The organism is Asticcacaulis sp. SL142 (assembly GCF_026625745.1).
Taxonomy (GTDB): Bacteria; Pseudomonadota; Alphaproteobacteria; order Caulobacterales; family Caulobacteraceae; genus Asticcacaulis.
In genome coordinates, this window is the sequence record NZ_CP113061.1 from 3,612,213 (window position 1) to 3,635,365 (window position 23,153).

Here is a 23,153-nt window from a genome sequence, read left to right on the forward strand (position 1 = left end):
CATTCACCGTGCGTAGAAGTCTTCAGTGTTAAGGAAGGCCCGCAAGCCTTCCGGGGTGCTGGTGCGGATCTCATCATCCGCCGGTGTGATCGCACCGCTCCAGGCCGTCAGTCGTATCGGCGTGACTGTGTAGCCGTCGCGTGGGTCCAGGACATGGGGAGCGTTGGCGATGACGATGATCAGATCCATCTCGGCGCGCAGAATGACCTCACGGCCGGAAGAGAAGGGGCCAATGCGAGGACTGGTCGTGCCGTCGGCTTCAATGGTCACGCCTTTGAACCAGTTTATGCAAGGATGAATGTCCTTACGAGAAAGACCGAACTTTGCGACGCCCAGCATGAGGCGATCGCGCGCATTGGGATGATCGCCGTGATTGGCACCCTCACCATATTTGCGCGCGTTCGAGGCCTGATTTGACGCGCCACAGAACGCATCATGCGTTGCGGCTGTATCGGCCATCACCGACGCCATGACCCGGCCGAGGTCAGACAACAGAAGTTTACCCTGCGTAATATATCCGTTCCATTGCACTTTCAGCGTATCGGCAATGTTGAGGCGTTCGGTGGGCATTTCGGCGTTGAATATCAACATTGAGGCGCAGCCGTCACCGTGGATATCAATCAGACGCACCCGCGTCCCGCGAGACACACGTTTGGCACTATAGCCCCCTGACGCCACCGTCTCCTCCCAACATACCCTCGTGCCTTCGGGGGCATCATCGGCAGCAGCGGGAAGAATGGGCATGGCATCAACACGGATGCTGGCCTGAGCACGCGCGTGGTCGCGCGCACCCCTGGGGTCTGCGGTAGTCATGAATGGCCTCGTTAGAAAGAGAATTTATCGGCTGTTGGCAGCGGCCGGCTGAACCGGTGGCGCCTCAGTTTCGCTATGGTCGTGAAGTTGGGGCAGAAGGGCCGCGGTCGTTACCAGTTTGACCTGATACATGCCGCGTATCCGTCTAAATGCATCACAAAGCGCCTCCAGTTGCGCGGGCGGCCCCTGAACCAGAAGCACTTCCAGAGATTGATCATTTTCCAGAAAAACGTGCTGAGAAGATATGACTTCCTTGAGAAAATCTCTCTGCTTCTGGGCCACACGGTGTCTGACCGTGCCGGAATCAGAGACGTAGACAAGCGTCACCGTGCCCGCAATGACATCGTCAGGGCGTTGTCGTTCCGCGTGATCGGCGACCGCCCCACGGATCAACTCGGTCATAGCGCTGGAACGGGATGGCAAGCCGCGATCGGCCACCATTTTATCGAAGGAATCCAGGAGAGAACCCGGCAAGCTCATACTGAGCCGCGCTAAAAAATCGGTCTCGGAGTCTGACATGGCCGAATACTCTAAAGGTTATTACGAAATTTGTAAATCGTAATAATTGATGTGGACGAATTTTGAAAGAAAATAACAATTACAAACCGTTACATTATCGTGTTTGGACTGTGGATATTTTTTCGCATTCCATACCCATTGCATTGCAACATCCGCGAACGGACGAACCGGGCCGTCGCGAGGATTAAAAGGGGATTGAAATGAGCATATCGAGACGCGTCATTCTGGGTGGCCTTTTTGCCTCTGTTTCTGTGGTGAGCCTGATGGCATGCAGTAAGCCAAAAGACGAGGCTCAGGCGCCTGCGGGGAAAACAGAGTTCACAATTGGCTGGTCAATCTATGCCGGCTGGATGCCGTGGCCGTATGCCGCTCAGGCCGGGATCGTGAAGAAATGGGCTGACAAGTATGGCCTCAAGATTAACCTCCTCCAGATCAATGATTATGTAGAGTCGGTCAATCAATTCACCGCTGGCAAACTTGATGGCGTCACGGTGGCCAGCATGGATGCACTTACCATTCCTGCCGCCGGTGGCAAAGATACAACGGCCCTGATCGTTGGTGACTATTCCAATGGCAATGATGGTATTGTCTCAAAGTCTGCCAAGACCGTCGCGGCCCTTAAGGGCGCGACCGTCAATTTGGTTGAACTTTCGGTTTCCCACTATCTGCTGGCGCGCGCACTCGAGACGGCAAATCTAAAACTGGCTGACATTAAAACCGTAAATACTTCTGATGCTGACATTGTGGGCGCCTACGCTTCTGCGGATGTCCAAAACGTTGCGACATGGAATCCGCAACTCGGCGAAGTCAAGAAGGCTCCCGGCTCAAGCCTAATCTTTGACAGCTCAAAAATCCCTGGCGAAATCCTTGATTTGCTCGTTGTGGATACGGCGCTTCTTGTCGCTACGCCCAATCTTGGCAAGGCGCTTGTAGGAATCTGGTTCGAGACCATGACGGTTATGAGTGCAAAGACCCCGGAAGGTGCGGCGGCGCGCGCGGCCATGGCAAGCTTGTCAGGGACGACGCCAGAGGATTACGAAAGCCAACTGTCGACAACCTTTATGTACTACACGCCCGCCGAAGCTGTCGCTGCGGTCACCGCGCCCGCGTTTGCCGAGGCCACGGACCGCGTACGTCAGTTCAGTTTCGCACAAGGCCTGTTCGGACCTGGCGCGACGTCGGTTGATGCCATCGGGATTTCAATTCCTGGCGGAAAAGTTCTAGGGGCCGCCAACAATGTGAAACTGCGCTTTGACTCTGCCTATATGCAAATGGCAGCCGATAACAAGCTCTAGGATGAAACGCCTGATCAACATAAGGCCTCATCAGGGGGCGGCCTTTGTTCTGGGGGCCGTTCCGCTGATAGGTTTGCTCCTGACCTATGTGAAGGTGGCGGGGGACCGCTTGGCCGCCAATTCCGCGGACAAGCTTATGCCATCCATCGATAAGATGGCCGACAGTTTTGCGCGGATAGGATTTCACCCGGATGTCATAACGGGGAAGGTGCTGCTGCTCACGGATACTGTGGCGAGCCTTCAGCGCTTAGGTATCGGCATTGGCGTGGCTACGCTGGTCGCCCTGATCCTCGGCCTGGCGTTGGGGGTCGTGCCTCTGGTTCGGGCGACGCTTGCGCCGGCCATCGCCACCTTCGCTGTCATTCCACCTATTGCCGTCCTGCCTATCCTTTTCATTGCGCTGGGCCTTGGGGAAACGTCGAAGATCGTTTTGATTGCCATTGGTATCGCGCCTTTGATGATCCGTGACCTGGCCGCCCACGTTGCCGCCCTGCCAAATGAGCAGATACTCAAGGCGCAGACACTTGGGGCCAGCACCTGGCAGCTCACCTTGCGCGTGGCATTGCCCCAGGCGCTGCCGAGACTGATCGACAGCTTGCGTCTGTCGCTTGGTCCGGCATGGGTATTTCTCATCTCCGCCGAGGCGATCGCGGCTGATTCCGGGCTCGGCTACCGGATCTTCCTCGTCCGGCGCTATCTATCTATGGACATCATACTGCCGTACGTCATCTGGATTGCGGTCCTGGCCTTGCTGATGGATGTGGCGCTGCGCGCTATAAGTCGCGAAGTGTATCCCTGGTATCATCGGTGGGGCACATGACCGATATCCTGAGCTTCAGGGACATCTGGGTTGAGTACGGTGACAAGATTGTGCTCGAGAAAGTCAGTCTCGACATCTGTGAAGGCAGCTTTGTATCGATCATCGGCCCATCCGGTGCTGGCAAGAGCACCTTCTTACGTCTGGCTTTGGGGCAGGAGGCACCGACCAAAGGGCAAGTGCTTCTGGACGGTAAAGTGTTAGAGCCGCAGTGCGATCCGGATCGCGGTGTGGTCTTTCAACGCTATTCGGTCTATCCGCACCTGACGGTGCTGCAGAATGTATTGCTGGGTCTTGAATTTGCCAAATCGCCCTTGCTGGGCCGATTATTCGGCAGGGCACGTCGTGACGCGGTGATAATAGCGACCGATATGCTCACCGCCGTCGGATTACAGCATAATCTCCACGTCTATCCCAGCGCGCTATCGGGAGGTATGCAGCAACGGCTCGCTATCGCTCAAGCGCTGGTAAAGCAGCCGCGCGTGCTACTGCTGGACGAGCCCTTTGGCGCGCTAGACCCTGAAATCCGCCTTGAAATGCACGAATTGGTCTTGCGGCTGTGGTCCGAGCAAAAGCTCACCATACTCATGGTAACCCACGATCTTCACGAGGCTTTCAAACTCGCGACGCGCGTAATCAAGGTCGATAAGCGCCGTCACGACCCTCAAGCCCCGCATCGCTACGGCTCCAAGATTGTTTGCGACATCTCACCCGATAAATCGGCACCTATTCCGGCCGATATTTCCACTCTCCTGTTGCCCGCGCCTGAGGACGCATAATCATCATGTCCGCTCCCCATCCCAAAGGTGAAATCTCAGTACAGTTTGCGCGTCTTTCCTTCGCGCGCCATTTTGCGGCTTTTCTTGATAAGCTATTTAGTAAGCGTAGCTAGATCCTACAGCTTATTTGGGTTTGAACCGCCCCGGGTTTGCCGGACGCCCTAACTCGTGGGTAGATAGGGCTAGGACAAACAAAACGACGAGTAAATTCTCCCCCTGATATCCGCGAGCGCTCTGTGCGAATGGTTCTGGATCATGCAGCCGTTTGCGCCATTTTCCAATTTCGAACGCGTCGCTCAGCGCAATGATCCGGGTCGACTGTCGGCGCGGGTGAAGCGTGATCTGGAACTCAAGCCGTAGGTCGCACGTATGCCGAGAACTACGAGGTCTGTGGTGTGCGCAAGGGCTGGCCCCAGATGAGACTGGCGGGGATCATGCTTCCTCGCAGTACCACTTACAGTGTTCCCAGTCCCACATCGCAACTGACCGCATACTGCCGATTGCCTCGGCCGGAGCCTCGTCAATGCGGTCTCTTAAGTGTTACTCTTGTTGGAACCGTGTGAGCACAGTGTGTTTGTTGTTGGGCAATTTTCAAATCCGTGAGAGCGCTATGGTAACCGATGAAATTAAGGCATACGCAGTTGAACCCAAGTCGTTGGATGATACCCGTATCGTACGATTGCCTGAGGTTAAATTGCTGACTGGACTTAGTCGATCGACTGTTTACGAGCGGGTGAAGGCCGGGCGTTTCCCCAAGCCAATTCCCTTGGGCGGGCGGAGTGTAGGGTGGCTTGAATGTGAAGTGCGGCGGTGGATATTCAAGCAAGTCGAAACTGCTCGGGCTCACGATTTATAGAGGGGGAAAGTGGCCGTTTCGACTATCGAAAAACTGATCAAAACTCGGAAATAACGCGAATGTTACCGAAATTTGCCGCACCAAAGCCCATTCTCACAGTTTGTTGCGGCTATATATTGCCGCAAAAATGTACCTCAAATATGAGGATTATGCCAAATTTATCAGTGTGTTGGCACGGGTTCGATTCCTGAGACAGTCACCTTTTTCTGGGGCATAGTTGGGGGCAGTCCGTAATTGTTTCAGAGTAGAATGTCGAATTAAATCAGACCGTTGAGCGGTGAAATTGGTTCCGGCTCCAGGCACCATTTCCTCTTCCGCATATGTTCGGATTTGTTGAAAAAACCCTTTAAATATGGTATGTTGCGTGAATTCTTGTCCGAATTCGTCCGCTAAAGTTCACACGAGTCACCATCATTTGGGGGTACGAATGGGGGTACGGCGTACAAACGTGACAGGCCGTTGATGCTATTGAAAAGCTGAGAACGGTCTGGAAGAAAAACCGGAAGGAAATTGTGCTCGCGGGTTTCGATGACAGGACGCCCTACAATTTTCCAGCATCGTCGTGATCGCGGAGTTTAACGACCGATCTATACTTCTGACAGGTGACGAGTCACATCCTTGAAGGGCTGAATAGGCTAGGCCGTTTGAAAGACGGCAAGGCACGTTTATTCATGGCGACTTTTTGAACGCAAAATAGTTCGCTAAGGCCTTGGAAAATCCGGTGTCCCACACAGCTTCATCATGCCCACTCCAAAGGCTGACGGTAGCAACGTCGTAACCTGCTGTACGCGCCTTATCAGCTAATGCGAAAGTGGGGCCGTACGCCCAATCGTAGCGTCCGGCACCCATCGTAATTTTCAGTGGCGCGGCTCCTTGAGTAAACCGGAAGTGGTCCGCCGAGTGTGGCACGCCAAACCCGCTGCCTTGCGCGAACAGGTTGGTATGCCGCGAAGCGAAGGAGATGGCCCAAGCCGCACCATTGGATATGCCGAAAGTCATTCGGTCATTTCGATTTCGGCTCGCATTGAATTTCTGCTCTACTAGCGGCATCACTTCACTAAGGACGAAATTCTCATGCTGTGCATATACCTCAGGAACGGCACCAGGGAGGTACTCGGCACCTCGTAAATCGTACTCACCTGATGAGTTCGATGACCCTACGCCAGACCAGAGGCCCACGAGCATGACGGCTTTGACCTTATTAGTACGAATTAACGGCTCCAATATTCGTGCGAAGCGTTCAGTGTCCTGACCGTCGGCGAGGTAAATGGTCGCATATCCGTCTACTGGACGTGGGGCTGGAGGGATGTAGATGGAGATTTTCCGGTTAGTGCCCAGCGAACGACTAGGCAATTCAATGGTTTCCAGTTTGCCTTTCAGCGTTGTCGCAATCTCAGGTAACGGGGCAGCGTCAGGGCCTACGTAGTTTTGCATACCGATTAGTGTTCGATCACTTTGAAGACCCAACTGTAAGTAAGACTGCCGAATTTCAGGCACTATATACTGTAAACCCCACAGGGATTCTCCAACGGGCATCATGCGTTCTGAAAAGGTGCAGCAGATGTGGGGAGTGGTGTCTGAGCGGGCGGTTATTCTGAGAATGTTTCCCTCAACCCAGAAGACGATGTCTTTCGAGCCCAATTTCGCCGCCGCGTCGTCGGCCGTAAAATCAGGTGTCATCGAACACCTATCACCAGCGCCAGCGGATGCACAGGAGGGAACCGAATGCCTGATTAACGCGCGCCCTTCAGAGGGCACGCTACCTAGAAGTCCAATCAACGAGGTGATAGTTATAAAATCATAAATGCGCACAGGCTCCTCCATTTTTTGCGGACACCATCAAAGCATCGCGCCGAAAATAAGGCTCAAATTGGCAGCGCGCATGGCAAACCAGTGCTTGTCCGCTTCCGGACTCGCTCTTGGTGATCCTGCGGAATGGCAGCTTTCGTAGGTGGTTTCCTTTTTCAATCAAAGCTCTACACCAAAGCTGTAATCGTCGTTAAAGGTGGCGACCAATAAAACGCTGATGTCCGCTTCCAAGGTTGCTCCTTGCGGTCGCCTATATGTCCGGTTCGGGCGCTTTGAAGCTCTAGGGTTGGCCGACGCAACTGAGACAGGTTTCATGATTGGCGGACTTTTAGTTAGCCGGGGCTGCGCGTTTCTCAAATAGCCGCTTCAGGCCAAGGGCTACAGCCCCGGCGATCAGGCCCCAGAAGGCTGAGCCCAAACCGAACAGCACCACTCCGGAACCGGTGGCTAGAAACGTGACGATCGCCGGATCACGGTCGCGCGGGTCGCTCATCGCGTTTTCCAGCGCGCCAATGAGGGGCGGAATGAGCGCGAGACCCGTCACAGATGCGATAACGGGTGGGGGTAATGCCAGGAAAAGACGGACGAGTGCGGGCGAGAACAGGGCGAGGGCAAGATAAAATCCCGCATAGATCATCGCGACCTGCCAGCGACGTGCCGGATCAGGGTGGGCTTCAGCACTCGTACAAAGGCTGGCCGTTATGGCCGCGATATTGACGCCGTGGGCACCAAAAGGGGCCGCGATAAGGCTGGCCAAACCCGTGGTCGCAATCAGAGTACCCGCCGGCGGCTGATAGCCTGCCGAGCGCAATACCACCAGGCCAGGAAGGTTTTGCGAGACCAGTGTCACCATAAACAGAGGTATGCCGAGGCTAATAATAGACGCTATGTCTGGTTGGGGGGCAATCGGTAACAGGGTGCCGAATGTTGGACCTGCGGCGAGTTGCGCCATATCACCGCGAACCAAGGTGAAGCCAATGGCAAGGGCAAGAACGACGATAAGGGCGTAGAGGGGGATTAGCCGACGTGCGGCTAAGAACACGACGACAAGGCTGGCAACCAAAACCGGATCCGTCGATCCCAGTCGAAACAGGGCCAGACAAAAAGGCAGCAGCACCCCGGCCAGCATGGCCGAGGCAATGGCGGCAGGAATCCTGGCAATTAGCCGTCCCAGAGCTGGTGTTACACCGACGATAATCATCATTACCGCGGCTGTTACGAAGACGGCGATTGCCGCAGGCCAGGATATACCCGTTGACGTGGCCGCAAGGAGTGCCGCTCCCGGCGTTGACCACGCCAGCACAACCGGCATCCGATGGCGAAAAGATAGCGCTGCCCCCGCAAACGCAATGCCAAGACACAGAGCGGTAACCGCAGAGCCCGTTTGATCCACCGTTGCGCCCATGGCTCTCAGGGCCTGAACGACGAGGGCAATGGTGCCCCCGAAACCAACAAAGGTGGCAACTAAGGCAGCGGACCATGAAGGCAGTGGCGGAAAGCTAAGGGTCATCAATCTGAGCTTCTAGTGGGGCGCAAGCCATCCAGATAAGGGGTATGACAGGATTGGGTGGTGTCTGTGGGCGTAGGATCAGTTTGGTTTGCGGTCAAGCGCATCCATAGCTATCCGCAACCGCTTATCGGTCGCTCGCAGCTTGATCTCGTCAGATACCAATGCGGCAAGGTTGGTCAAAATAGCCTGCTGGGTGTCATCGAGCGTGCGGGGCCGCGTGTCGATCACGCAAAGAGACCCCAGGGTGAAACCATCCGGATCAACCACCGGGCAGCCGGCGTAAAAGCGAAAATGCGGTGCATCTATCACGGCCGGGTTGTCTTCGAAGCGGGGATCTGCCGACAGATCCTCAGAAATCATACACCTGTTTTGCAAGATAGTGTGGTTGCAAAAGGCCCAGCTTCTGGGCGTGTCGGCCATGTCGAGGCCGTGACGCGACTTGAACCACTGGCGAGTGGGCGTCAACAAGGTGATCAGTGAGATCGGCATGTCCAGGGTCTGAGCCGCCAGCCAGGTCAGGCGGTCGAAGGTATCCTCGGGTGGTGTATCGATCAGTCCCGACCGCTCCAGAGCCAGCAACCGCTGGGCCTCGTTACCGGGCAGCGGAAATGGGGAGGGAGGGATAAGTCCGGCTGTGGCGTGTGGCCGGCTGACTACGGCCTCCGCCGCCTCAGCCAGTTCATCAGGGCCGTTGATAAACTGTACCCTTCCTGACGACCTGGCAAAATCCGAAGCGATTTGACGATCACTCCTGCCCACCACGAGAATGGCGGTGTGTTGAAGGCCCGCGTCGGAGCCCAGAGCGATAAGCAGACCGTCGGATATGGCAACAGTGTTGGCGTCAAGGACTACAGCGGCCGGAGAGCGGCCCCCGATATCCAGCAAGGCCGTAAATGGCTCAGGGTAGCTGTCGACAAAACATGACGGCGCGTTTTCGAGGGCGGCCGTGAGTTCGGGCAGGCGCTCAGGCCCGGCGATGAGAATAACCCGGGCCGAAGCCAGTTTTACACTCGTATCTGCGCCTTTAACGAGCGCGATGACATCGTTGCGGTAAACCCGGCGATGACCGCCAGGCGTCTTCCATGACGGGATTGTCCCCCCCTCGATCAGCAACTGCGCCGTTCTGACAGACACGCCAAGGATTTTCGCGGCGTCTGCGGTCGTCACAATCTCTTTTTCTGCTGCGCCCATCCGTACTCCTGCGGGCACTGGCCCCTCTGAACGGTAGAAATACCCGACCGCCATTGCCTTGACAAGGCCATAATTTGATGTAAATGGAAAAATTGATAAATTTGATAAAATTGATACTTAACCCAAAAAGGAGATTAAAATGATGGATCAGCCCACCACCGACACCCCTGAATTTGCTGCGCGAATAGCCGCCAATCAGGCCGAACGTTTAGCCCATTTAAACCGGACCTATGATTTTATTGTCTGTGGTGCGGGCAGCGCGGGCTCAGTTCTGGCACGACGCCTGGCTGAGAACCCCTCTGTGCAGGTGCTGTGGATTGAGGCGGGTGGCAGCGACGATCGCCCGAGTGTGATGGAGCCCGCCGCCTGGCCGACCAACCTTGGCAGCGAAACCGACTGGGGCTTTATGGCTGAGCCAAATCCTGAGTTGAATGGCCGCGCTATGCCCATGTCGATGGGCAAGGTGCTGGGGGGCGGCTCAAGCATCAACGTGATGGTCTGGGCACGCGGCCACCGCAGCGACTGGGACTATTTCGCGCAAGAAAGCGGCGACGCATCGTGGAACTACGAGTCCGTGCTCGGCATTTACCGTGAGATCGAGAACTGGCAGGGCGCGCCGGACCCGCTGCGGCGCGGTTCAGGTGGCCCGGTTTACGTCCAGCCCGCGCCTGAACCCGGTCCGGCCGCGCAAGCCATGTTGCACGCCGCGCTGGAAATGGGCATCCCGACCTATCAAAGTCCGAATGGGGCTATGATGGAAGGCGAGGGGGGCTGCGCCATTAGTGACGTGCTTATTCGCGATGGTAAGCGAAACTCCATATTTCGGGCCTTTGCCTGGCCCTACCTTGATCGCCCAAATCTGACCCTGTTAACCCACACCCAGGTCAACCGCGTCATCCTGCGCAATGGGCGGGCCGTTGGGGTGGAGGTGGTTCGTGACGGGTTCATTGAATGGTACACTGCGGCCCACGAAGTCATTCTCTCAATGGGGGCTATTCAGACACCTGCTGTCCTCATGAGGTCAGGGATTGGTGATGAGGCGGAGCTCAAAGCCGCCGACATAAAGATCAATCACAGTTTGCCGGGCGTCGGGCGTAATCTTCAGGACCATGTATCGTTCGGCTGCATCTGGGAATATCGTGAACCTATAGCCCCGCGTAACAGTGGCAGCTCGGCGACGCTCTACTGGAAATCGGAGCCGTCGATCGCCGATCCGGATATGCTGTTCTGTCAGGTTGAATTCCCCGTGGCAAGCCCGGAAACCGCCGCGCGGGGCGTGCCCGAACATGGCTGGACGATGTTTGCAGGTTTGGCCCACCCCAAGAGCCGGGGGCGCGTGCGGTTGCAGAGTAACCGCCCATTAGCTGTACCGCAGATCGACCTGAACACCTTCGGCCACCCTGATGACCTGCGCGCGGCCGTAGCCTGCGTCCAGCTTTGCCGTGATCTGGGCAATACGCGCGCTTTTGATCACCTCGTCACCCGCGAAGCCATGCCCGGCCCGCTGGGCCCCGTTGAAATGGAACAGTATGTGCGCGACGCGGCGGTGACCTACTGGCACCAGACCTGTTCAGCCAAGATGGGGCGGGATGAGATGTCGGTAGTTGACGCCAGCCTGCGGGTCTACGGCATCGAAGGTCTGCGCATAGCTGACGGCTCGATCATGCCACGCGTCGCCACCGGTAACACCATGGCGCCATGCACTATCATTGGAGAAAAGGCGTCACGCTATATTCGGGCCACCTACGGGCTCTAGGTTCCCGACCGATAAAAAGACTACGGTACAGTGAAAAGGTGTGTGCAGCCGAGATCATATTGGCTGCGCACACGCCTTCGATCCTTGAGTTTTGAGATTTGGTGGGAGGTAAAATTACGAGACTGAGTCTAAATTTTCACTGGAATGGAATAATCAGCTCCCGAAAGCGTCTATCACTTCATGGAGGTAGATAACGCTCATGCTGGATTCTAAATCGGCTCTGCCCGCGCTCGGCGCCATTGGCGCTATAGTCGCGGTTCTTATACTAGGCTTTGGGTGGGCGCGGGGATGGCTGGGCCCGACGCGCGTGAGTGGTGCGGCCATTGCCGATGCTCTGGAAGGCAATGCCGGTAAGCATGCCGGACATCGCCGCGCCCATGCCAAGGGTATGTGCGTGACCGGGTACTTCGACAGTAACGGCAACGGACGCAAGGTTTCGACCGCGACGGTATTTAAGCCGGGACGCTACCCCGTCGTCGGGCGCTTTTCATTGGGCGGGGGCAACCCGCTGGCTAGGGACGGACGCAACGTATTCCATGCCCTGGCCCTGCGCATTGTCACCCCGGACCGGCAAGAGTGGCGGCTGGCCATGGACCACACCGACATCTTCCCCGTCGCGACCCCGCAAGCCTTCGTCGCGCTTCAAAAGGCCTCGACGCCCTTGCCTGCGACCGGCCAGCCCGATCCCGCCGTCATGAAGGCTTATCTGGCTGAACACCCCGAAACCAAGGCCTTCCAGGACTATATGAAGACTAATCCTCTGCCCGGCAGCTTTGCGACGGGGCCATATCACAGCATCAATGCCTTCCGCTTTACGGACGCTCAGGCACAGCATCGCTTTGTACGCTGGTCTTTTCAGCCCGAAGCCTCAGGCCCGCTGCTTGATAAAGCGAACCTGAATGACTTACCAAAGGACTTTCTGTTCGACGAAATGAAGGCGCGCCTAAAACAGGGGCCTGTGGCCTGGCGCATGGTGGTGACCTTAGCGGCCCCGGATGATGTCACGGACAATGCCACCGTGCGGTGGCCCGCCGGGCGACGCCAGCTTGAGACGGGACGCCTCGTTATCGATCGCGCCGAGCCTCAATCCGGTGACGCCTGTCGCGATCTCAATTTCGATCCAACCGTGCTGCCGCCAGGTATCGCCATCTCAGACGATCCTCTTCTGGCGGCGCGCGCTGCTGCCTATTCCGCATCCTTTACGCGCAGGGCGGGCGAAACGCCGCCTCCATCCAATGGAGCGCACTCATGACCCGTTTTCATCTGACCCTGAGGCTCCTGCACTGGTTTATGGCAGCCCTCATTATAGCGATGCTGTTTATAGGCGTGGGCATGGTTTCAACGGCGGGCCCGGCCTACCCGTGGCTCCTCGCGCTTCACCGCTTAGTGGGCATAGCCCTGTTGGCCTTGGTCGTGATACGGCTGACCTTAAGATGGCGCTTAGGGGCGCCAGCGCTTCCCCACGATCTGCCGGGGTGGCAAAAAATGGCCGCGCGAGCCGTACATTTAACCTTTTATGGGCTGCTTCTGGCCATGCCCATGATAGGATGGGCCATGCTGTCGGCATCAGGCACGCCTGTGGTCTTAATCAATGGAGTAATTTTACCGCCGATTGCGCCCCACGACCTTCAGCTTTTCGCAGGCTTGCGAAAGCTCCATACGTGTCTGGCGTTCATCTTTTTTGCGCTAATACTGGGGCACCTGGCCGTTGGACTCGCTCATGGCCTGATCCGTAAAGACGGGGTTCTGGCCAGCATGGGTTTTGGACGGTAACTTGTATACATGAACGATATGACGCGCCTGATCGAACCGCATATACCGGCCCTGCGCAGGTATGCCCGTGCGCTTTTGCGCGACGTGACGGCGGCGGACGATCTGGTGCAGGATGCGCTTGAACGCGCCGTAGCCCGCTGGCACAGCCGGCGAGGTGAAGGGGATGTGCGCAACTGGTTATTCGCTATTCTGCATAATCGTTTTATCGATCAAGGGCGTAAACATCGCAGACATATGACAGTGCCGCTTGATGAAGCCACCTTGCCGAAAATTGCGCCGCCACAATTACATGAACTTGAACATGCCCAATTGCTGGCCTCAGTCCATCAGTTGCCGGAGGGGCTGCGCACCGTTCTGCTTCTGATTGCGCTTGAAGGGCTAAGTTATCGCGAATGTGCCGACGTGTTACGCATACCGACCGGAACGGTTATGTCGAGACTCTCACGCGCGCGCGAGGGGCTGGCGACGATGATTAAAGCCACAGGCGACGGCGTCATCCCCTTTGGGCTTAGGCAAAAACTGGATAACAGGAGACAGGAAACGTGATCGAGTCCGTCAGCGACCCCGTCACCGAAGATGATCTGCACGCTTTCGTGGACGGACATCTCACACCCGAGAGGGTGCACGTCGTTGAGATGTGGCTTAAAGCCCATCCGAAAGACGCGCAACGCGTATCGATTATGCGTGAACAAACCGAAGCGCTGCGCGACATGTTCAGACCGGTCGCCGAGGAGCCTCTGCCATCACGTTTGCGCCTGAACCATATTCAGGAGCGTGTCGTTGCCAAACGGCGCGGGGCTTTAGTTGTCCCGCTCTGGCGGGCGGCAGCCGCCAGCGCACTCCTGCTGATTGGCGGTGCCGGGGGCTGGGGTTTGCGGCAGGCGAGTTTACCTCAGCCAGAAGGGCTAACGGCTTTAATTGAAGAAGCCAGCGCCAGTTACGTGGTCTACGCCCCTGACCGGGAGCGACCGGTAGAAATCCGGGCCTCGGATAGACAAACCCTCAGCCACTGGGCGCAAACGCGGCTAGGCTATACCCCTGCGCTTCCGGATCTTAGCCCCGCCGGGTATCGCTTGATGGGGGGGCGGGTTGTGGCAACCCCACGCGGGCCGGCGCTGATGATTATGTACGACGACGACCATGGATCGAGATTTGTCCTGTTTACGCGGACTATGAACCACAAAGACCGGGAGGCGCCGCTGCGAAACAGTCAGGATGGCGACCTTAGGCGCTACGCCTGGGCATCCTCTGGTATCGGCTATTCCTTGGTGGGGGCCGCACCTGATCACGTTCTTCGGTCACTGGCGCAACGTATTCAATCTGAACAGGGCAGGTTCAGTTCCTGACGCCGCATCATGGTGCGTCCACTCACGCAATACTACCGGGGCCTCTTGTGCGCCGCGCAAAAAAAAAGCGGAGCAGGTGACCCGGGGGCATCTGCTCCGATAGTCCAATTTATCTGGACTTTAGCGGGTTTTTGAGACCGTCTGTGCGGCCGTGTCGATCGTATCGGCGACCACTTCTGGCTGGGTCATGAACAGGGCGTGGCTGGCCGAGACCTTGGTGATCTTGGCGTTCATGCGGTTGGCCATGTGCAGCAACATCGCCTGATCAAAGGCCTTGTCTTCGGTGGCGATGACCGCCCAGCTTGGCTTCGTTCTCCAGGCCGCGTTTTTGAGCTTTGTACCGAAGGCGGACAGATTGATGGGGACTTGCGAGTCGGCCATGAAGGCGGCGTCCGCATCGCTCACGTCATGGGCGAACCCGGCCTTGAACTTATCCCGGTTGATGAACGCAAAGCCATCTGACCGTGTATCGAGAACAAACTCGGTCGCCGGTGCGAAGCCCTCATATTGTTGAGCGGTCGTTTCTCCGGCATCGGGCGACAAGGCGGAGACGTACACCAGCCCTGCAACCTTTGGATCGACCCCGGCTTCAGTTATGACGGTGCCGCCCCATGAATGGCCAACAAGGATGGTCGGGCCGTCTTGCTGATTCAGGGCGCGCTTGGTGGCGGCTACATCGTCTTCAAGTGAGGTCAGCGGGTTCTGAACGATAGTCACGCGGTAGCCGCGCTGCGTCAGTCTGTCGTAAACCCCGCGCCAGCCGGTGCCGTCAGCAAAGGCGCCGTGAACCAGCACGACATTCTTGACAGCTTGGTTCTGCGGGATGGCTTCCTTCGCATTTGCGGGTTGAACAGCTATGATCGCCAGGGTGGCGGCTGTGGCTGCGAGGACTGTTTTGATCGTGGGTTTCATCGTCATCTCCATCTATACCGCGGTAACAGTTATCGCGATAAATTAAGCTTTAATTCCGGATTATTTAGCTGTCAAGCTAAAAAATTATCGCGATATTGTTTTTCGCGATATCACGTATTATATAGTGGCCAAAGGAGCTTCACATGGCAGATCAGACAAATACGCCGCCACCTCTGGACGCCCAGTTGTGCTATTCGATCTATTCGGCCGGGATCGCCATTCAGCGTGTCTATAAGCCGCTTCTTGATGAGCTCGGGCTGACCTATCCTCAATATCTGGTGCTCAATGTTTTATGGCGAGACGATCAACAGACCGTCGGTGCTATTGCTGAGGCCCTGGCTCTGGAATCGAGCACGCTGACGCCCATGCTCAAGCGCCTCGAATCGGCAGGGCTCGTTCTTAGGACGCGGAATCCTCAAAATGAGCGGCAGGTTATTCTGGCTTTGACGCCCGATGGACGCGCGCTGCAGTCGCGCGCCGGGTGCCTTGGTCAAGCCCTGCTTGAAGCGTCTATGCAAAGTCCGCAAGATCTGGCTGACCTAAACAAAGGTATCAGGCATTTGCGCGATACGATCTATGCCGGGATAGATGGCTGGAGCGCGCCCGCCTGATCAGAGACGGCTACCAAGGCTTTTTGGTTCGGGAGGAGGCGTCACGCGCATCGCAACAATATGACTGGGATCATTCCGCAGAGGGCGATTGGGTTTCGATCATCCGTGATCGTACCTCAGAAGGGGCGGACTCAGCCCATAACAGCAGCTTATCCAATACCGGACACAGGGATTGGCCCCAATCGGTCAAGTGATATTCGACCTTTGGCGGCACCTGCGCGTGGACTATCCGGGCGACCACGCCATCCGCTTCGAGTTGACGCAATTGCTGAATAAGCATTTTTTGGGACACGCCCGGAATGGATCGTTCAAGGTCTGAGAACCGGCGCACCTGACCGCCAAAGAGCTGAAAAAGGATCACCAGCTTCCAGCGCCCTTCAAGCACGCGGATAATGTTCTGGACGCTTTGTGCGGCGGTATGTGCCGTGTATTCGTCACGCTTACTTTCGGGTAAGTCCCTTACTTTTTCGTCCGTTCTTGTCATTCCTGCAGCTTATTCCTAGTTTTGTGTTGATGCAACTCAGGACGAAGAAAGTTCCGATATGATTGATCTACCTAAACCTATCGCCGACTATGTGGACGCCAATGCCCGGCTCGATGCCGGAGGGATGCTTAAATCGTTCGCGACGGACGCCGTCGTCAAAGATGAGGGCGGCACACACCAGGGCCATGCCGAGATATTGACGTGGCTAAAGTCCGCAACAATCGCCAGTGAAGCGATCTTCACACCCGATACAGTCCGAGACGAAGAGGGGCGGTGTGTTGTGTCGGGACTGACCTCTGGTAACTTTAAGGGCAGTCCGCTGCGTTTCACCTTTCAGTTCACGATTGAAAATGACCTGATCACCGCTCTGGAGATTTCGTTATGATGGCACGACCTGATCCTCTGGAGTTCGAAGGCCGGCGCGTCCTCGTCACGGCTGGCACCAAGGGCGCGGGCCGGGCGACGGTGCAGCGCTTCCTGGCTGGCGGCGCGCAGGTTATCACCGCGGCCCGCGCGGCCCCGGATGCCCTGAACGGCGTCGAATTCGTGACCGCTGACCTTGCGACCGCAGAAGGTTGCGAAACTCTGGCCGAGGCGGCAAGGGCGCGTTTCGGGGGTATAGATATACTGGTGCACGTTGTTGGTGGCTCATCTTCGCCAGCTGGAGGGTTCGCGGCCCTGACGGATGAAAACTGGCAGGCGGAATTGAACCTGAATCTTATGCCCGCTGTGCGACTGGATCGTCTGCTTGTGCCTCAGATGATCGATAGGGGGTCGGGCACGATCGTCCATGTCTCGTCGATCCAGCGCACGCTGCCTTTGCCGGAGTCCACCATAGCCTATGCAGCTGCAAAGGCGGCCCTGTCTACCTATAGTAAGGCCCTATCTAAAGAGCTTGGTCCGAAAGGTGTGCGGGTCAATGCGGTATCGCCCGGCTGGATCTACACCGAGGCCTCTGAAGAATTGATGAAACGGATATCTGAGGGCACAGGTAGCACCTTAGAGGAGGCTCGTCAGAGCGTTTTGAAGGCTCTGGGGGGGATTCCGCTTGGTCGTCCCGCCGAGCCGGCAGAGGTGGCTGAGCTCATCGCGTTTCTGGCGTCTGACCGCGCGTCAGCCATCCACGGCGCGGAGTATGTGATTGACGGCGGGACTATCCCGACGACCTGACGCCGGACCATGGCCGTAAGAATGCCGCCTTTGTGGTGCCTAACAGCCGCGGCGTGACGGCTGAGAGCCGACTATTTTGATTATTAAGCGGGTTTAATTATGAAGTTGAATATATGTCTGCTGGCGTTTTGTTTTGCAGCGCCAGCCTGGGCGGCGGTTGATAACACAATGCCTCCGGGTGGGGTGTTTGGCCTTAAGCCAGGCATTTACGCCCAAAAAGGCTCGTCGTGTGCGAAGGCGTCGAATACCTCAGTAAGAATATATGACGGCAAATCACTCCACGCACCGTCGTCGAATGACTGCATTGCGCGCGTCGTATCGATAGAGGGTAACCGATATACCGCCGTCCAGTCCTGCCTGAGCCGAGGTAAGGACGCGGGCATTCGTTCTGATGAGAAATATGTTGTGCGTACCACCGACGCCTTGAATTTCTCGCTAAGAACCAATTCAGGCGTATTGAGTTACGGCTATTGTCCTGCCTATGATTTGCCTGCAGCTCTCCAGACCTTCGATCCAAACAAATAACAACGACGCGTTGCAGTACTAGGTTCTGTTGACAAAGTATGGCAGCGATATCTTTGTGGCGGCCAGGGCAAGGAATGCTGAGAAGGATGTTCGTGTCTTGTCGTATCGGGTCGCAACGCGACGGAATTGCTTGAGGCGATTGAACATCCGCTCGATGCGGTTTCTGTCCTTGTAAACCCGGAAGTCGCAGACAGGCGGGCTCTTCCGGTTGGCCTTCGGCGGAATGACTGGTCTGATCCCATGGATCAGGAGTTCCTCGCGCAGGAAATCACCATCGTAACCCTTGTCAGCAAGGAACAGCCTCGGCTTGCCGACTGGTAGCGCCAGCAGGTTCGGAACGGCGTTGTAGTCCGAAGCCTCCCCGCCTGTCAGGACGAAGTCAAGAGGGCGTCCCTGAAATGCCGCTTGACAACCACAGGCTCATGTGAAAGTGTACCGATCGGTAAACAAATTACCGATCGGTACACTTTCATCAATTCAACAAGGAACTAGAGATGTCACGTCCCCCACTCCCCCCCTTCACCCGCGAAAGCGCCATCGAAAAGGTTCGGTTAGCCGAGGATGGCTGGAACACCAGAGACGCGGCGAAAGTTGCGCTGGCCTATACGCTCGACACCCGCTGGCGGAACCGCGTCGAGTTCGCGAGCAATCGCGAAGAAGCTCAGGCATTTCTGACACGTAAGTGGAACAAGGAGCACGAATACCGCCTCATAAAGGAGCTATGGGCTTTCACCAGTAACCGCATCGCGGTACGCTACGCTTATGAATATCGCGACGATGGCGGCCGCTGGTACCGCGCATATGGTAACGAGAATTGGGAATTCGCAGAGGACGGTCTGATGGCGCACAGGCACGCGAGCATCAATGAAATGCCGATTGCTGAAAGCGATCGTCTGTTCCACTGGCCTCTTGGCCGTCGGCCGGATGATCACGCCAGCCTCAGCGATCTGGGCCTCTAATCATGGCCCGCATGGTCGCTGAAAGAGCCGATGCCATAGCCCCGTTGGCGGAAGTTTTCCGAGAACATGGCTATGAAGGCGCAAGCCTTGCTTTGATCGGCAAGGCTACCGGTCTCGGCAAGGGCAGCCTCTACCACTTCTTCCCGAACGGAAAGGAAGAGATGGTGCGGGCTGTTCTCGGCGAAATCGGCCAATGGTTCGAGGATGCCGTATATTCCCCGTTGCGTAACGAGAGCGATGCTAATGGTGCCATCCGTGCCATGCTCGCCTCGACGGACCAATATTTTCGGTCCGGCAGGCGCGTGTGCCTCGTCGGTGCCTTGGCAGTGGCCAATACGCGTGACCTCTTCGCGCAAGCCATCCGAGGTTATTTCGTAGCTTGGGTGGACGCATTGCAGTCAGCGCTTATTCGGCAGGGCCGTGAAGCCGATCAATCGCGCCTCCTCGCGGAAGAGGCAGTTCTCGCTATCCAAGGCGCAATTATTCTTTCTCGGGCAATGGACGATCCAGCCGTTTTCCAACGGGCTATCGACCAACTCCGGGGACGATTGGTGATCGAAAACGATACCTCTAACAACAAAGGCACAACCGACGTTTCACCGCAAAATGAAGGTCGGCTTGTCTAAGATTAGCGGAGATATCAACACAACGCGGAGCGGCAGGACTTCGGGCAATCTTGCCACTCCACGAGCGGTCAAAGACCAGCGGCAGGAGTTTCGGCAAAGCGTCCGCTGGGAGACGGGACAGAACTTTGTCAACAGAACCTAAGTAATTTGTTAGAGCCTTGAGCCGCTTACAGATAGTGCGGGTCTGCCAAGATCCGATTGGGCTTCATTCAAGTGGGCCGGGAATCGTGAGGCGCTCAAAGACAGGAGTAAAAAACGACTTAAGTATGTGCAGAACAGTGAAGCTGACGCGGTCAGCGCAGCGGTAGCCGTCCCTTTGCTGAAGCCCGCTGCGCCGAGCTAAGTCGTTTCGAGCGCAAGTCTATATTTCGGATTGACCGTCAGGTCAGCCGTTTTCGTTTTGAGGTCTGATAGTCATAGAGGGACGGGGCGGCCTCATATGAGCTATTCACCCCCTCTATGCGGGCGGCGCGGGGATAGGTGACGGTAAGCCTGCGATTGCCATAAACGCCTATGATGTTCTCACCCACGCCCTGTTTCAGGCCGCGCAGTTCGACGGTCGCGTTCCACGGTGCGCCGCCTTCGATAACGATTTCAAGGTTCCACGTCGTGTTGTGCAGGCCATGATTGGGCTGCCAGTAGGGCGCGCCGCCACCCGCCCAGGTATCATGAACCCAGACCCCGTCAACCAGACGCGGCTGAATATGAAGCCGCACGGCATCAAACAGGTTTTCATGGTTGGCACCGGCGTGCTGGTCAATCAGTCCGCCGCGCAGAACGACCGCGCGTGAATAGACGGCGCGGGTCGCCTGAGTGTTCACGCTCAACGGATGAATAACGGTATTGGCGACCATGAGATTGCGCACCAAGACGTTGTGCGCATTGCCGACATGCACCGAATAATGGGCTTCGCGTTCACCGGTTGTCGCTATGTCCGTCAGGGTCAGGCTGGCGCTGTCGTAGGTCAGCACGCCGGAATCGGCATTGTGGATGGTCACATCGCGCACCCAGCCGTCGAACATCTCATGCAGAGCCAGCGCGTTATAGCCTTCTTCCAGATGATGTCCAAAGGCCGGTGCATCAGGAAACTCGATGAGCAGACCTTGTATCCCCACATCGGTCAGGAAGGCTTTGCGCACAATCCTCGCCGGTTGTTCCGCCGACACGGCATGTAGCAGCGGATCGCCCAGTTCGATGCGGTTGCCGCGAACGGATAGGATCCGCGTCGTTTGGGTGACAAGGGCGCGGGCCGGGTTGTCATAATGGCGCTGACCGATCGGCAGGTCGGTCTCTCCGTACAGCGACCGGATGATGGCGCTGTCGCGGCCTTTGTCTGAGAACCACTGGATTTGCAGGATTTGCCCGGCCTTGATCGCACGGGCGTCCTTGACCTCAAGATGCCGCGTCCATTTCGCGCCAGAAGCCCCTGTCGTTACGATGTCGGGGGCGGTGTCATAATCCGGCAGATATTCAGCGTAACGTGTGCCAGGGATGCCGACGCGGATAAAGCCTTCGCTCCAGCTATATTCACTGAACCAGTAGTCGACATTGCGGTCTTTTTCGATCTGGCGCTTGTTTTCTTTGCGGATATATTCGCGCAGTTCTTTAAGGCTCTGGCTTTCATCCACCAACCGCAAGGGGCGCGGGAAATAGAGCGTCGTGCCGTCATCACCACGTCCGGCCCCTTCGAGCACAAAGTCGCTGCGCTCAATGCGCATAACTTCGGTCAGGACGAAACGGCCTTTCGGGAAACGAACGGTGACCTTGCCCGCCACCTTATGGGCGGCGGCAATGGCTTCGCGCACAGCTCTTGAATCGTCGGTCTGTCCATCGCCTTTGGCCCCAAAGTCAGCGACGTTGATGAGGGTGCCGCTGTCGGACGGAATAGCCTCCAGCCCGAAGCCGTACCCGGCGTAGGAATAATCGGCCAGGCCTTTCAGCGAAGGCAGAACCGCGGACCGCTCAAAAGGTTGCGAATTTGCCCCATGCGCCTGAGTGTAACCCGCGCCCATCATACCGGAGGCGAGAACCGTGGCGCAAAGCCGGTGCAGAGTCTCGCGGCGCGAGGGGGCGTCAGACATGAGATATGTCCTTTCATTTCTGAGTGGTAACAGGGAAGGCCGGCAGCAGCAGGTCGTCTTCGAGATTTGAAGGTAGCGTGCGGTTTTCTATGGCTTGCGACAATTGGGCGTCGCCAAAGCCCCATGCGGCCCGCCGGAGGGTGCGTTTGGCGGCGACCTGTTCGCGGGCTTTGCGCTTTGGATCGTTTAGGTCGAGATCGGCCTTGGGCCAGGTGCGGGCGCCGGTCAGATACGGCGTGAGATAATCAACACCCGTTTTCAGGTTGCGCCCGTCCGCTGAAGCGCGCCATAGATCGACATCGACGCACTGCGCCAGTTGGGCTGCCGACAGAGCCCCGTCCAGCGCCCATACCGAATAATGCCATGAGCGGGTACGCGACATCTCTTGCGGGAAACTGCCGTCCGCCGCCATCTGAGCCTTTAGCCGTGTCTCGGCAAAGGCTGACAATACGGTTTTCGCTTGCGGTTCCTGACGGGCAAACAGCGAAAAATGTGCCAGCATCATATCGTAATAGATGCCGTGATTATTGGATCTGGCGCGCGCATCCCGGCAATTGTCACTATCGCGCATCCAGTTGGCCAGCGCGCCGAACCATTGCTCAAGCCCGCGCAACTCATCGGCGGTCAGCGCCCCTGACGGCGCGATCAGTCCGATGCTCTCGACGATGGGCTGAAAGCGCAGGGCGTCGATTATACCTTCACCCCGCCCGTCAGACTGGCCCGGTACGGCCTGAGCAAAGGTCAGGTTCGGGTTCATGCGCGTTTTGGGATCAAGGAACCACACCCGCAACAGGTTTGCGGCATGGCGAGCATAGGCTTCATCACCCAGAAGACTATAAGCCAGCGACAGGGTTTGCACATCATCGCGCAGGGCCTGTGAGCGGGTCATGTCAAAGCTGGCGGTCGCGCGTTCGGGATTGACCTCACCGTCGCGGCGCACATAGGGCAGCCCGTCAGGTTTAGCGGGATCAGGCCACCAATAGGGGCCGATGCTGGCATAGTCATGAGGACTGCCGCCAGTGGGGGCGCGGGGCTTATCCGTGACGCTATATGGGCCGCGACCCAGGGCCTTATCGGCGGCTGATTTCAGGGCCTTGGCCTGTTCCGGCGAGGTGGTGATTTGGGTTTTGGCGATGGCCAGCCATTCTGGTCGCCACAAAAATGTCCGCGCGCCCTGCGTCGCATAGCCTTCTACGCCGTCGCAGCGGGCCAGTTCCGCGCTGTGCGCAGGCCCCATCAGCATTACCCCGATCAGGCCGGATAAGAGGCCGTATTTAAGCCCGAATTTAAAATAGCGTTTCATCACGATCTCCTGGGCAAA

General features: G+C 57.0%; 24 protein-coding genes and 1 pseudogene. 15 read left to right on the top strand and 10 right to left on the bottom strand.

What is annotated here, in order from left to right; all coding sequences use genetic code 11:
- Window positions 1-3: 3 nt before the first annotated feature.
- Entirely contained in the window at window positions 4-813 is an 810-nt protein-coding gene (locus OVA03_RS16540) for an urea amidolyase associated protein UAAP1 (protein ID WP_267526125.1), read from the bottom strand.
- A 24-nt stretch (window positions 814-837) separates the two neighbouring features.
- Window positions 838-1,293: a CopG family ribbon-helix-helix protein gene (locus OVA03_RS16545; RefSeq protein ID WP_267526126.1), complete on the bottom strand. Its 456-nt coding sequence runs from the start codon at window positions 1,291-1,293 to the stop codon at window positions 838-840.
- 239 nt (window positions 1,294-1,532) lie between these two features.
- Here OVA03_RS16545 and OVA03_RS16550 point away from each other — a divergent pair, with 239 nt between their 5' ends.
- The 4 genes from OVA03_RS16550 to OVA03_RS17105 all read left to right on the top strand — a co-directional run bounded on the left by OVA03_RS16550 (window position 1,533) and on the right by OVA03_RS17105 (window position 5,079).
- A complete protein-coding gene (locus tag OVA03_RS16550; RefSeq protein ID WP_267526127.1) occupies window positions 1,533-2,627 on the top strand; it encodes a putative urea ABC transporter substrate-binding protein in 1,095 nt (364 codons plus the stop codon).
- A 1-nt stretch (window position 2,628) separates the two neighbouring features.
- Window positions 2,629-3,447 (top strand): ABC transporter permease, encoded by an 819-nt coding sequence (locus OVA03_RS16555; RefSeq protein ID WP_267526128.1) that lies wholly within the window; start codon window positions 2,629-2,631, stop codon window positions 3,445-3,447.
- Window positions 3,444-4,223, top strand: coding sequence for an ABC transporter ATP-binding protein (locus tag OVA03_RS16560; protein WP_267526129.1), 780 nt, complete (start codon window positions 3,444-3,446; stop codon window positions 4,221-4,223). Before OVA03_RS16555 ends, OVA03_RS16560 begins: the two co-directional genes overlap by 4 nt.
- A gap of 610 nt (window positions 4,224-4,833) precedes the next feature.
- Entirely contained in the window at window positions 4,834-5,079 is a 246-nt protein-coding gene (locus OVA03_RS17105) for a helix-turn-helix transcriptional regulator (protein ID WP_420710441.1), read from the top strand.
- A gap of 669 nt (window positions 5,080-5,748) precedes the next feature.
- On the opposite strand, the gene OVA03_RS16565 is transcribed toward OVA03_RS17105, so the two are convergent.
- The 3 genes from OVA03_RS16565 to OVA03_RS16575 form a co-directional block, all read right to left on the bottom strand.
- Entirely contained in the window at window positions 5,749-6,759 is a 1,011-nt protein-coding gene (locus tag OVA03_RS16565) for an alpha/beta hydrolase (RefSeq protein WP_267526130.1), read from the bottom strand.
- Between the two features lie 457 nt (window positions 6,760-7,216).
- Window positions 7,217-8,398, bottom strand: a complete 1,182-nt coding sequence (locus tag OVA03_RS16570; protein WP_267526131.1) for a benzoate/H(+) symporter BenE family transporter — start codon at window positions 8,396-8,398, stop codon at window positions 7,217-7,219.
- Window positions 8,399-8,476: 78 nt separating this feature from the next.
- Entirely contained in the window at window positions 8,477-9,589 is a 1,113-nt protein-coding gene (locus OVA03_RS16575; protein WP_267526132.1) for a GAF domain-containing protein, read from the bottom strand.
- A gap of 139 nt (window positions 9,590-9,728) precedes the next feature.
- Between OVA03_RS16575 and OVA03_RS16580 the strand changes: the two genes are divergently transcribed.
- The 5 genes from OVA03_RS16580 (at window position 9,729) to OVA03_RS16600 (ending at window position 14,464) form a co-directional block, all read left to right on the top strand.
- The gene (locus OVA03_RS16580; protein ID WP_267526133.1) at window positions 9,729-11,345 is read left to right on the top strand and encodes a GMC family oxidoreductase; all 1,617 of its coding nucleotides are present in this window, start codon (window positions 9,729-9,731) and stop codon (window positions 11,343-11,345) included.
- 199 nt (window positions 11,346-11,544) lie between these two features.
- The gene (locus OVA03_RS16585) at window positions 11,545-12,597 is read left to right on the top strand and encodes a catalase family peroxidase (protein ID WP_267526134.1); all 1,053 of its coding nucleotides are present in this window, start codon (window positions 11,545-11,547) and stop codon (window positions 12,595-12,597) included.
- The gene (locus OVA03_RS16590) at window positions 12,594-13,118 is read left to right on the top strand and encodes a cytochrome b (protein WP_267526135.1); all 525 of its coding nucleotides are present in this window, start codon (window positions 12,594-12,596) and stop codon (window positions 13,116-13,118) included. The genes OVA03_RS16585 and OVA03_RS16590 overlap by 4 nt, the downstream gene beginning before the upstream one ends.
- A gap of 18 nt (window positions 13,119-13,136) precedes the next feature.
- The gene (locus OVA03_RS16595; protein ID WP_267526136.1) at window positions 13,137-13,664 is read left to right on the top strand and encodes an RNA polymerase sigma factor; all 528 of its coding nucleotides are present in this window, start codon (window positions 13,137-13,139) and stop codon (window positions 13,662-13,664) included.
- Window positions 13,661-14,464 carry an anti-sigma factor family protein gene (locus tag OVA03_RS16600; protein WP_267526137.1) on the top strand — a complete coding sequence of 268 codons (804 nt, stop codon included), beginning with the start codon at window positions 13,661-13,663 and terminating at the stop codon, window positions 14,462-14,464. The genes OVA03_RS16595 and OVA03_RS16600 overlap by 4 nt, the downstream gene beginning before the upstream one ends.
- 120 nt (window positions 14,465-14,584) lie before the next feature.
- Here OVA03_RS16600 and OVA03_RS16605 read toward each other — a convergent pair whose 3' ends face one another.
- Window positions 14,585-15,376 (bottom strand): alpha/beta fold hydrolase, encoded by a 792-nt coding sequence (locus OVA03_RS16605; protein ID WP_267526138.1) that lies wholly within the window; start codon window positions 15,374-15,376, stop codon window positions 14,585-14,587.
- Between the two features lie 143 nt (window positions 15,377-15,519).
- Here OVA03_RS16605 and OVA03_RS16610 point away from each other — a divergent pair, with 143 nt between their 5' ends.
- Window positions 15,520-15,987: a MarR family winged helix-turn-helix transcriptional regulator gene (locus tag OVA03_RS16610; protein ID WP_267526139.1), complete on the top strand. Its 468-nt coding sequence runs from the start codon at window positions 15,520-15,522 to the stop codon at window positions 15,985-15,987.
- Window positions 15,988-16,057: 70 nt separating this feature from the next.
- Here the strand turns inward: OVA03_RS16610 and OVA03_RS16615 are convergent, their stop codons facing one another.
- A complete protein-coding gene (locus tag OVA03_RS16615; protein WP_267526140.1) occupies window positions 16,058-16,471 on the bottom strand; it encodes a winged helix-turn-helix transcriptional regulator in 414 nt (137 codons plus the stop codon).
- A 58-nt stretch (window positions 16,472-16,529) separates the two neighbouring features.
- Here OVA03_RS16615 and OVA03_RS16620 point away from each other — a divergent pair, with 58 nt between their 5' ends.
- The 3 genes from OVA03_RS16620 (at window position 16,530) to OVA03_RS16630 (ending at window position 18,166) form a co-directional block, all read left to right on the top strand.
- Window positions 16,530-16,856 carry a nuclear transport factor 2 family protein gene (locus tag OVA03_RS16620; RefSeq protein WP_267526141.1) on the top strand — a complete coding sequence of 109 codons (327 nt, stop codon included), beginning with the start codon at window positions 16,530-16,532 and terminating at the stop codon, window positions 16,854-16,856.
- Window positions 16,853-17,641: an SDR family oxidoreductase gene (locus OVA03_RS16625; protein ID WP_267526142.1), complete on the top strand. Its 789-nt coding sequence runs from the start codon at window positions 16,853-16,855 to the stop codon at window positions 17,639-17,641. Before OVA03_RS16620 ends, OVA03_RS16625 begins: the two co-directional genes overlap by 4 nt.
- 99 nt (window positions 17,642-17,740) lie before the next feature.
- The gene (locus OVA03_RS16630; protein WP_267526143.1) at window positions 17,741-18,166 is read left to right on the top strand and encodes a hypothetical protein; all 426 of its coding nucleotides are present in this window, start codon (window positions 17,741-17,743) and stop codon (window positions 18,164-18,166) included.
- Window positions 18,167-18,184: 18 nt separating this feature from the next.
- On the opposite strand, the pseudogene OVA03_RS17110 reads toward OVA03_RS16630, so the two are convergent.
- A pseudogene (locus OVA03_RS17110) lies at window positions 18,185-18,550 on the bottom strand (IS5 family transposase); the annotation flags it as partial.
- A gap of 110 nt (window positions 18,551-18,660) precedes the next feature.
- Here OVA03_RS17110 and OVA03_RS16640 point away from each other — a divergent pair.
- The gene (locus tag OVA03_RS16640) at window positions 18,661-19,125 is read left to right on the top strand and encodes a DUF1348 family protein (protein ID WP_100771327.1); all 465 of its coding nucleotides are present in this window, start codon (window positions 18,661-18,663) and stop codon (window positions 19,123-19,125) included.
- A gap of 2 nt (window positions 19,126-19,127) precedes the next feature.
- Complete coding sequence (locus OVA03_RS16645; RefSeq protein ID WP_267526144.1) at window positions 19,128-19,751, top strand: TetR/AcrR family transcriptional regulator; 624 nt, start codon at window positions 19,128-19,130, stop codon at window positions 19,749-19,751.
- Between the two features lie 380 nt (window positions 19,752-20,131).
- Here the strand turns inward: OVA03_RS16645 and OVA03_RS16650 are convergent, their stop codons facing one another.
- Together OVA03_RS16650 and OVA03_RS16655 are read right to left on the bottom strand one after the other, a co-directional pair.
- Window positions 20,132-21,832 carry a glycosyl hydrolase family 28-related protein gene (locus OVA03_RS16650; protein ID WP_267526145.1) on the bottom strand — a complete coding sequence of 567 codons (1,701 nt, stop codon included), beginning with the start codon at window positions 21,830-21,832 and terminating at the stop codon, window positions 20,132-20,134.
- Window positions 21,833-21,845: 13 nt separating this feature from the next.
- Window positions 21,846-23,135: an alginate lyase family protein gene (locus OVA03_RS16655; RefSeq protein ID WP_267526146.1), complete on the bottom strand. Its 1,290-nt coding sequence runs from the start codon at window positions 23,133-23,135 to the stop codon at window positions 21,846-21,848.
- Window positions 23,136-23,153: the final 18 nt, after the last annotated feature.

Excerpts from the sequence above, each read along its gene's own strand:
- OVA03_RS16595 (WP_267526136.1), top strand. The coding sequence starts at position 13,137 with ATGACGCGCCTGATCGAACCGCATATACCGGCCCTGCGCAGGTATGCC.
- OVA03_RS16575 (WP_267526132.1), bottom strand. The coding sequence starts at position 9,589 with ATGGGCGCAGCAGAAAAAGAGATTGTGACGACCGCAGACGCCGCGAAA.
- OVA03_RS16570 (WP_267526131.1), bottom strand. The coding sequence starts at position 8,398 with ATGACCCTTAGCTTTCCGCCACTGCCTTCATGGTCCGCTGCCTTAGTT.
- OVA03_RS16545 (WP_267526126.1), bottom strand. The coding sequence starts at position 1,293 with ATGAGCTTGCCGGGTTCTCTCCTGGATTCCTTCGATAAAATGGTGGCC.
- OVA03_RS16540 (WP_267526125.1), bottom strand. The coding sequence starts at position 813 with ATGACTACCGCAGACCCCAGGGGTGCGCGCGACCACGCGCGTGCTCAG.
- OVA03_RS16655 (WP_267526146.1), bottom strand. The coding sequence starts at position 23,135 with ATGAAACGCTATTTTAAATTCGGGCTTAAATACGGCCTCTTATCCGGC.
- OVA03_RS16640 (WP_100771327.1), top strand. The coding sequence starts at position 18,661 with ATGTCACGTCCCCCACTCCCCCCCTTCACCCGCGAAAGCGCCATCGAA.
- OVA03_RS16560 (WP_267526129.1), top strand. The coding sequence starts at position 3,444 with ATGACCGATATCCTGAGCTTCAGGGACATCTGGGTTGAGTACGGTGAC.
- OVA03_RS16585 (WP_267526134.1), top strand. The coding sequence starts at position 11,545 with ATGCTGGATTCTAAATCGGCTCTGCCCGCGCTCGGCGCCATTGGCGCT.
- OVA03_RS16550 (WP_267526127.1), top strand. The coding sequence starts at position 1,533 with ATGAGCATATCGAGACGCGTCATTCTGGGTGGCCTTTTTGCCTCTGTT.
- OVA03_RS16620 (WP_267526141.1), top strand. The coding sequence starts at position 16,530 with ATGATTGATCTACCTAAACCTATCGCCGACTATGTGGACGCCAATGCC.
- OVA03_RS16610 (WP_267526139.1), top strand. The coding sequence starts at position 15,520 with ATGGCAGATCAGACAAATACGCCGCCACCTCTGGACGCCCAGTTGTGC.
- OVA03_RS16580 (WP_267526133.1), top strand. The coding sequence starts at position 9,729 with ATGATGGATCAGCCCACCACCGACACCCCTGAATTTGCTGCGCGAATA.
- OVA03_RS16605 (WP_267526138.1), bottom strand. The coding sequence starts at position 15,376 with ATGAAACCCACGATCAAAACAGTCCTCGCAGCCACAGCCGCCACCCTG.
- OVA03_RS16650 (WP_267526145.1), bottom strand. The coding sequence starts at position 21,832 with ATGTCTGACGCCCCCTCGCGCCGCGAGACTCTGCACCGGCTTTGCGCC.
- OVA03_RS17105 (WP_420710441.1), top strand. The coding sequence starts at position 4,834 with ATGGTAACCGATGAAATTAAGGCATACGCAGTTGAACCCAAGTCGTTG.
- OVA03_RS16590 (WP_267526135.1), top strand. The coding sequence starts at position 12,594 with ATGACCCGTTTTCATCTGACCCTGAGGCTCCTGCACTGGTTTATGGCA.
- OVA03_RS16555 (WP_267526128.1), top strand. The coding sequence starts at position 2,629 with ATGAAACGCCTGATCAACATAAGGCCTCATCAGGGGGCGGCCTTTGTT.
- OVA03_RS16615 (WP_267526140.1), bottom strand. The coding sequence starts at position 16,471 with ATGACAAGAACGGACGAAAAAGTAAGGGACTTACCCGAAAGTAAGCGT.
- OVA03_RS16625 (WP_267526142.1), top strand. The coding sequence starts at position 16,853 with ATGATGGCACGACCTGATCCTCTGGAGTTCGAAGGCCGGCGCGTCCTC.
- OVA03_RS16645 (WP_267526144.1), top strand. The coding sequence starts at position 19,128 with ATGGCCCGCATGGTCGCTGAAAGAGCCGATGCCATAGCCCCGTTGGCG.
- OVA03_RS16565 (WP_267526130.1), bottom strand. The coding sequence starts at position 6,759 with ATGACACCTGATTTTACGGCCGACGACGCGGCGGCGAAATTGGGCTCG.
- OVA03_RS16630 (WP_267526143.1), top strand. The coding sequence starts at position 17,741 with ATGAAGTTGAATATATGTCTGCTGGCGTTTTGTTTTGCAGCGCCAGCC.